This window comes from Aestuariivirga sp. (genome assembly GCF_020252405.1).
Lineage (GTDB): Bacteria > Pseudomonadota > Alphaproteobacteria > Rhizobiales > Aestuariivirgaceae > Aestuariivirga.
Window position 1 is genome coordinate 1 of sequence record NZ_JADCDA010000029.1, and the last position, 7,841, is coordinate 7,841.

Annotated in this window: 7 protein-coding genes; 6 read left to right on the forward strand and 1 reads right to left on the reverse strand. The window is 64.0% G+C overall.

Features of this window, described 5'->3' with window-relative positions:
* Positions 1–89 precede the first annotated feature (89 nt).
* A complete protein-coding gene (locus IOC69_RS05540) occupies positions 90–1,082 on the reverse strand; it encodes a sugar-binding transcriptional regulator (protein ID WP_290542542.1) in 993 nt (330 codons plus the stop codon).
* 441 nt (positions 1,083–1,523) lie between these two features.
* On the opposite strand from IOC69_RS05540, the gene IOC69_RS05545 reads away from it, so the two are divergent.
* From IOC69_RS05545 to ilvC, 6 genes are all read left to right on the forward strand, one after another.
* Positions 1,524–3,098, forward strand: coding sequence for an extracellular solute-binding protein (locus IOC69_RS05545; RefSeq protein WP_290542543.1), 1,575 nt, complete (start codon positions 1,524–1,526; stop codon positions 3,096–3,098).
* A gap of 72 nt (positions 3,099–3,170) precedes the next feature.
* Positions 3,171–4,082: a carbohydrate ABC transporter permease gene (locus IOC69_RS05550; protein WP_290542544.1), complete on the forward strand. Its 912-nt coding sequence runs from the start codon at positions 3,171–3,173 to the stop codon at positions 4,080–4,082.
* Positions 4,082–4,909, forward strand: coding sequence for a carbohydrate ABC transporter permease (locus IOC69_RS05555; RefSeq protein WP_290542545.1), 828 nt, complete (start codon positions 4,082–4,084; stop codon positions 4,907–4,909). Before IOC69_RS05550 ends, IOC69_RS05555 begins: the two co-directional genes overlap by 1 nt.
* 226 nt (positions 4,910–5,135) lie before the next feature.
* Positions 5,136–5,876, forward strand: coding sequence for a pyridoxine 5'-phosphate synthase (locus IOC69_RS05560; RefSeq protein ID WP_290542546.1), 741 nt, complete (start codon positions 5,136–5,138; stop codon positions 5,874–5,876).
* The gene (locus tag IOC69_RS05565; protein WP_290542547.1) at positions 5,863–6,492 is read left to right on the forward strand and encodes a LysE family translocator; all 630 of its coding nucleotides are present in this window, start codon (positions 5,863–5,865) and stop codon (positions 6,490–6,492) included. The genes IOC69_RS05560 and IOC69_RS05565 overlap by 14 nt, the downstream gene beginning before the upstream one ends.
* 107 nt (positions 6,493–6,599) lie before the next feature.
* Complete coding sequence (gene ilvC, locus IOC69_RS05570) at positions 6,600–7,619, forward strand: ketol-acid reductoisomerase (protein WP_290542548.1); 1,020 nt, start codon at positions 6,600–6,602, stop codon at positions 7,617–7,619.
* Positions 7,620–7,841 lie beyond the last annotated feature (222 nt).

A 7,841-nucleotide genomic window follows, 5' to 3' on the forward strand; every position in this document is an offset into this window, starting at 1 on the left:
CAAACTGGCCAAGGCCGCAACATGAGCCAGAACATCCCGCTGAACCCATTGCACAAATGCAACAAAAATCAGATTATCCAGACAGGCTCCTAGGCCTTCCGCAGCAGGAGCTCGCGCGCGGTCGCTTCGTTGGTGATGAGCACATTGGCGTCGGCGAGGCGGATTGCGCCGAGGAGGCAGTCCACCTTGTCGTTGCCGCCCGAGGCGAGCACCCGGGTGGGCACGCTCCTCAGCTGCTCCAGCGGCAGAGACATGATGCGGCGGTTGACCGGATGGTCGAGGAGCCTGCCGTCCCGGTCGTAGAAGTTGAACAGCATGTCGCCGACCGCGCCCAGCCTCAGCAGTTCGGCGCGCTCTTCGTCGCTGATCAGGTTGAAACGGAAGGCGGTGGAGGAGGGCGCCATGGTGCCCACGCTGAGGATGGCGAGGTCCAGCCGCTCGGCCCTGCGGAAGATGTCGCGCAGCCCGCAGCGCTCGATCAGCGCCTCGCGCGTCTCCGGCGAATCAACAACCGCCGGCGCCTGGAACAGGTAGCAGTCGGCCCCCATCACGCGGGCGAATTGCCAGGCGAATTCCGCCGGATTGTATTTGCGCGCCTGCACGATGCCGCCGAGAAGCGAAATCACCTGCAGGTTCTCGATGTCGCGCGGCGCCAGCGTGCCCAATGATTCATAGAGTGTGGCGCCCCAGCCCACGCCCACCGTCATGTCGTCTTCCAGCGTGTCCGAGAGGTAGATGCCTGCGGCGACACCGATCGACTTGCGGATGTTTTCGGCACTCACCGGCTCGGGCACGACGACCGCATCCCGGAAGCCGAAGGCCTTCTTGAGCAGGCCCTCGAGTTCGAAGCACTCGGAGACCTCGCCCTCGATCCAGATCTTCACCTCGCGCTGCCTGATCGCCTCATTGATGTTGCGCACCACGGTGACGCGCCCGATGCCGAGGCGGTCGGCGATCTCGTTCTGCGTCAGCCCCTCCACGTAATACATCCAGGCGATGCGCATGCGGTTCCGGGCGATGCGGCCAGCGCCGCGCTCCGCTGCGAGCGGGCGGCCTTTGCGGGACTGGGTTTTCTCCAACATGCTGGGGATCACGTGCCGGTTGCGGTCTCTTATCTTGGCGGATGATACTATATCCGGCAAGCATGCACTTTTGTTGCAGAACCCCGCTGATGCCACGATCCTGGCTCTTCGTGCGATCCGCCCCGGTCCTCTGCCGTTTCGTGATTCAGGTATTTCGCAGTGCGAGACCTTGTTGCGGCGCGTCATTACGAAACATTTGCGCAAGAGCATGCAGTTTAGTACACAAATTGCATCGCGCCCATCCCGCAGCAGAATGGGAAGGCGCCGAGGGAGGAACGGACATGCTGGCAAGGCCCACAGTCGTCGTCGTTTCGCTCGCTGCCGCCGCGCATCGCGGCAGGCCATGCTCCCTGACAGCCCGGAACAATGATCCCGCCCGCAGCCGGCCTGCGGCGAGGCGCGGATGAACCAGACAGGCCGAATCCCAAGGAGGACCCACTCATGCCGATCACCAAGCCGGGCCTGATCACCCGCCGTTCGCTGCTCAAGTCCACCGCTGCCGCCGGCGCCGCTTTTGCCGTGGGCACGGGTGCGGTGCCGCTGGTCAACATCCGCCGCGCCCATGCGCAGGCCCTGCCCAACCCCGCCGACGTGCTGGCCAAGATCAACGTCGGCAACATGGTGAAGAAAGAGTATCGCGAGCAATTCAATCTCGGCGACAATGACGAGCTGTGGGACCCCAAGAAGGACTGGATCCGCACCGTGGACTGGGAGGCGATCCGCAAGGAGCATGCCGGCAAGACCGTGCGCTTCGCCATCGGCGCCGCCGACCGCGAATCCGCGCAGGACCAGATCGAGCCCTTCGCGCAGCTCTCCGGCATCAAGATCGAACTCGTCGCCATCCCCGACGATTCCATGTATGACAAGGTGGTGGCCGAGTTCCTCTCCGGCAACGCCGGCTTCGACGCCATTCAGTTCTTCTCGCCCTGGCTCGGCGACTTCGCGGCTCAGGGGTTCCTCAAGCCGCTCGATGAATATGTGGCGAAGTGGGGCGTGCCCTTCGACGATTTCTACAAGACCTACCAGCTCAACTATGGTCACTGGGCGGACAAGGGCATCCTCGGCATTCCCTTCGACTGCGACATCCAGATGGTGCACATCCGGCCGTCGATCTTCAAGAAGATCGGTCTTGATTCCGACCGCGTAAAGACCATCCCCTCCTATGAAGAGATGATCCGCATCGCGCCCGAGCTCAACAAGGCGGAACCGGGCGTCAACGGCATCGGCATGATGTGCGGCCGCGGCTTCTGGGCCACTTACACCTGGCAGCATATCTCGGCGCAGTACGGCATGATGCTGTTCGACCAGAACTGGGAGCCGATCTTCAACGGCGATGCCGGCGTGAAGGGCCTCGAGACCATCGTGGCGCTGTCGAAGCATGCGATCGAAGGCGTTGCCGCAGCCGACTGGCCGACCAACCGCGCCGCCTGGCTCGGCGGCCAGATCGCCTGCAACATCTCCTGGCAGGACTCCGGCACCCAGGCCACGCGCCCCGATCAATCCAAGATCGGCGAGGACGTGCTCAGCATCTACACGCCGCGCGTCGAGGGCGGCAATTTCGCACCGCCGAACATCGCGGGCTCCACCTCCTGCGTCACGGCGACCTCGCCGGAGCCTGAAGCGGCCTTCCTGATGCTCGCCTATCTCACCACCGCCTCGATCATGGCGATGAACGAGGCCAACGCCAATGGCGTGGCGCCGGGCTACCGCTCGGTGCTGAAGAACGAAAAGCTGCAGGCCGTCTCCCAGCCAGCCAAGGTCTGGGGCAGCTCCCTCGATTTCGCCTGGTGCGCGCCGCGCGTGCCGTCGGGCTTCCAGATCGACCAGGAGATCGGCTTCCTGATCAACAAGGTTGTGGTCGGCGAGATGCAGCCCAAAGCGGCGCTCGACGAGGCTGTGGTGAAGGTCAGGGACATCATGTCCAAGAACGGCTTCTATCAGGGCAAGGACCCGATGAACTTCGCAGCGACCGAGCCCGGCCTGTGGATGGGCAAAGGCAAGCCGCTGCCGTTCTGATGCTGACCTCCGGCCCCTCTCCCGTTCCGCTCCCTGGGAGCGGGGGAGGGGAGATTTACCCAGGCAGGTTTCATGACTGACGCCGTCCTCCCCACCCCGGCCTTGCGCATGGCACGGCGGCGCAGCCCGTTCCGGCGCAAGGCCTTCCCTTACCTGCTGGTGGCGCCCGCCGTCGTCTACCTGCTGGCGATCACGCTCTATCCCGGCATCTTCGCGCTGTGGCGCAGCTTCTATCAGGGCCGCTTCAAGCTCGAATTCGTCGGCTTCCAGAACTATGCCAGCCTGTTTGGCGACGAGGCCTTCTGGCACAGCCTTTACAACACGCTGGTGATCGGCGGCGTCACGCTGGCCGTCGAATTCGCCATCGCCATGACGCTTGCGGCACTGGTCTACCGCGATCCCTTCGTGCGCGGCTGGCGCATCATCTTCCTGCTGCCGATGCTGTTCATGCCCTCGGCCGTCGCCTATCTCTGGAAGCTTCTGTTCAACGACGGGCGGGTGATCAGCGATCTCCTCATTCGGGTGGGCCTCGCCGACTCCAACATCGACTTCATGGGCTCCTCCTGGCTTGCCCGCGGCGTGCTGGTGGTGACGGACGTATGGCAGTGGACGCCCTTCCTGTTCATCATCTTCGTCGCCGCACTTCAGGGTCAGGACAAGGAGATCGAGGAGGCGGCCCGGCTGGACGGCGCGCGCTGGGGGCAAATCTTCTTCTCGATTTCGCTGCCGCTGATGCGGCCCGTCATCGCCATCGCGCTGGTGCTGCGGGGGATCGATATCCTCACCATGTTCGCCTCGCCCCATATCATCACGCAAGGGGCGCCGGCGGGCGACACGGAAACGGTGAGCTATTTCATCTACCGCACCGGCTTCAAGAGCTTCGAGTTCGGCTACGCCTCCGCGGCCTCCGTGGTGGTGCTGATCCTCACGGTCGTTCTCGCGCAATCCTTCGTGCGGCGCTTCTTCAGGTCGGGGAGGGAGTGATGCCGGAAGGTTCGCGCTTCTCCATCGCCCGCACTGTTCTCCTCACCGTCTGGGGACTGTTCTGCCTGTTGCCGGTCATTTTCTTCGCCAGCATCGCGCTCAGGCCGCGGAACGAGATCATCGCGCCGCGGCCGATCTACTTCCCCACGATCTCGATCGAGACCTGGGCCAAGATCTGGGACGAGTGGCCGATCATGCATTATTTCATGAACTCGGTGATCGCCGTGTCAGGCAGCGTGGCGATCTGTCTCGTCCTCGGCATTCCAGCCGCCTATTCGCTGGCGCGCTACCAGTACAAGGGCCGCGAGGACATCGGATTCTATATCCTGTCGACCAAGATGATGGCGCCTGCCGCGGTGGCCATCCCGATCTTCTTCCTGTTCCGCGCCATGGGACTGCTCGACACCGTGTGGGCGCTGATGCTGGTTTATGCGGCGATGAATCTCTCGATCGTCGTGTGGATCATCCGCTCCTATATGATCGACATCCCGCATGAGATCGAGGACGCCGCGCGCACCGACGGCGCGTCAGACCTGCGCATCCTGTGGTCGATCATCATCCCCATGTGCCTGCCCGGCATCATCACGGCGGCGGTGATTGCGGCGATCTTCGCCATGAACGAATATCTCTTCACCCTCATCATCGCCAGCAAGAACGCCTATCCGCTCTCCGTGGCGCTGGCCAATTTCTCGGGCGGTTCCGACGGCATCATCTATAACGCGATTGCACTCGTCGCCTTCCTCGCCTTCTTCCCCGCCCTGCTGCTGGTGATCCTGATCCAGAACCATTTGTCGCGCGGGCTGACCATGGGTGCGGTGAAGGGATAGCACATTCAGTCTCCCGCCGGAGCATGTTCCAGATCAAAAGCCTGAGCATGATCCTATCGCAAAACCGGTTCCACTTTTGCGGATCATGATCCGGGCAACGGGTCCCTTCTTCCCCTGCGGAAGAAGGAAAAAACCGCTTTAAACCGGTCTGCCCATTATCCCTGCAACCGGCTTTTTTCTCCGGACCATTCTCGGCTAGAAGGGCACCCCCACAGGAGTTTTCGCCGTGCCGTGCAAGCTGTCCGTCAATGTCAACGCCATCGCCTTCCTCAGGAACCGCCGCCATGTGCCGTGGCCGTCGGTGACGGAGCTTTGCGGTGTGGCGCTGGACAATGGCGCGGCCGGCATCACCGTTCACCCGCGGCCTGACGAGCGCCACATCCGCCGCGCTGACGTCACCGGCATCGCCCGCCTGCTGCGCGCCGGCTATCCCGGCCGGGAGTTCAACATCGAGGGCTATCCGGATGAGCGCTTCCTCGCCCTGTGCGAGGCGGAGCGGCCCGATCAGGTGACGCTGGTGCCGGACGGTCCCGCCCAGGGCACATCCGACCACGGCTGGGACATGGCCGCCAGCCGCGATCTCCTCTCCTCCGTGATCGCGCGCCTGCACCAGGGGGGCATGCGGGTCTCGCTGTTCATCGATCCTGACCCCGCCGCCCCCGCGCTGGCGAAGGCGGCAGGCGCCGACCGCGTCGAAATCTTTACCGGGCCCTATGGCGGGGCCGTCACGCCGGCTGACGTGGCGCGCGAGTTCGGCAAGGTGGTCGCCACCGGCAAGGCGGCTGGCGCCGCCGGTTTGGGCCTTAATGCCGGGCATGACCTGACGCGGGCCAACCTGCCGCCCCTCGTGCAGGCCTTGCCGAATCTGCAGGAAGTCTCCATCGGACATGCGGTGATCGCGGACGCGCTGATGTTCGGCATGGCCGGGACGGTCCGTAAATTCAGGGCGGCCATTGGCGACCTCTAGCCTTCTCACGCTCCTCCCGGTCGGTCTCATCCAGCTTCTCGCGGTGATCTCGCCCGGCCCGTCATTCCTCATCACCGCGCGGACGGCGGTGGCCCAGTCGCGGCTTGACGGCATCAAGGTGGCGCTGGGCCTCGGGGCGGGCACGGTGATCTGGTCCTCGGCCGCGCTCTTCGGCCTCAATGCCGTGTTCCACGCGGCGCCGGTGCTGTTCATGGGCATGAAGGTGGCGGGCGCTGCCTTCCTGCTCTACATCGCCTACAAGATCTTCCGCCACGCCGCGCAGCCGCTGAACATGGGGGGCGGCGCAGGGGCGGCGGGCAATCCCTTCCTCAAGGGTTTCCTCACCCAGATCACGAACCCCAAGGTGGCGGTGTTCTTCGGCTCGATCATCCTTGCCGTGCTCCCCGCCGAGATCCCGCCATGGATGACCGTGGCGCTGGTCGCCATCTTCACCTTCAACGAAGTGTGTTGGTACACGGTGGTGGCGCTGTTCTTCGGCTCCACCCCGGTGCGCGCCTTCTACCTCGGGGCCAAGGTCTGGATCGACCGGGTGACGGGCCTCTTCCTCGGCGCACTCGGCCTCCGCGTCCTGTGGTCGGCGCGCGAGGCGCTGTGAAACCCTGGTTCCGGGGCGGGACAGACCCGGCCTTTTGCCGCTTGCCTTGGGCCTTGGCCGCCGCTAATTCCCGCCCAATTCGAATTCCAACGGGATGGACCTCCGATATGCGCGTTTATTATGACCGTGATGCCGACGTGAACCTGATCAAGGCGAAGAAGGTGGCGATCGTCGGCTATGGCAGCCAGGGCCGCGCCCATGCGCTGAACCTGAAGGACTCTGGCGCCGCCAATGTCGTGATCGCGCTCAAGGCGGGTTCGCCCACCATCAAGAAGGCGGAGGCCGACGGCTTCAAGGTGATGACGGTGGCCGAGGCCGCCAAATGGGCCGACCTGATGATGATGGCCACGCCTGACGAGCTTCAGGCCGACATTTACCGCGACGAGATCGCCCCCAACATCCGTGACGGCGCCGCCATTGCCTTCGCCCACGGCCTCAACGTGCACTTCAACCTGATCGAGCCGAAGAAGACCATTGACGTGATCATGATAGCGCCCAAGGGCCCCGGCCACACGGTGCGCGGCGAATATCAGAAGGGCGGCGGCGTTCCCTGCCTCATCGCCATCCACCAGGACGCCTCGGGCAATGCCCATGATCTCGCACTCTCCTACGCGAGCGGTGTGGGCGGCGGCCGCTCCGGCATCATCGAGACGAGCTTCAGGGAAGAGTGCGAGACCGATCTCTTCGGCGAGCAGGTCGTGCTCTGCGGCGGCCTGGTCGAGCTGATCCGTGCGGGCTACGAGACCCTCGTCGAGGCGGGCTATGCCCCCGAGATGGCTTATTTCGAATGCCTGCACGAGGTGAAGCTGATCGTCGACCTCATCTATGAGGGCGGCATCGCCAATATGAACTACTCGATCTCCAACACCGCCGAGTGGGGCGAATATGTCACGGGTCCGCGCATCATCACCGAGCAGACGAAGCAGGAGATGAAGCGCGTGCTGAAGGATATCCAGACCGGCAAGTTCACCTCCGAGTGGATGCAGGAATACCGCGCGGGTGCCGCCCGCTTCAAGGGCATCCGCCGCATGAACGACAGCCACAACATCGAGGACGTGGGCGCCAAGCTCCGCGCCATGATGCCGTGGATCGCCAAGAACAAGCTGGTGGACAAGACCAGGAACTAGTCTTCGGACCCCACCCCCTCACCTTGCGCGGACTTGATCCGCGCATCCTTTTCGGTGCGGCTGAAAGGACCCCCGGGTCAGGCCCGGGGGAGGTGGAGTGGGGCGGATGCACACCGGATACGGGCAGGGCGGTTTCCATGAAGCCGCCCTTCTGCTTTGATGCTGTCCATCTTTTTGCCCGTCATCCGGGCCTTCGCCGGAACAGGAAAGAATCGCCAAGAA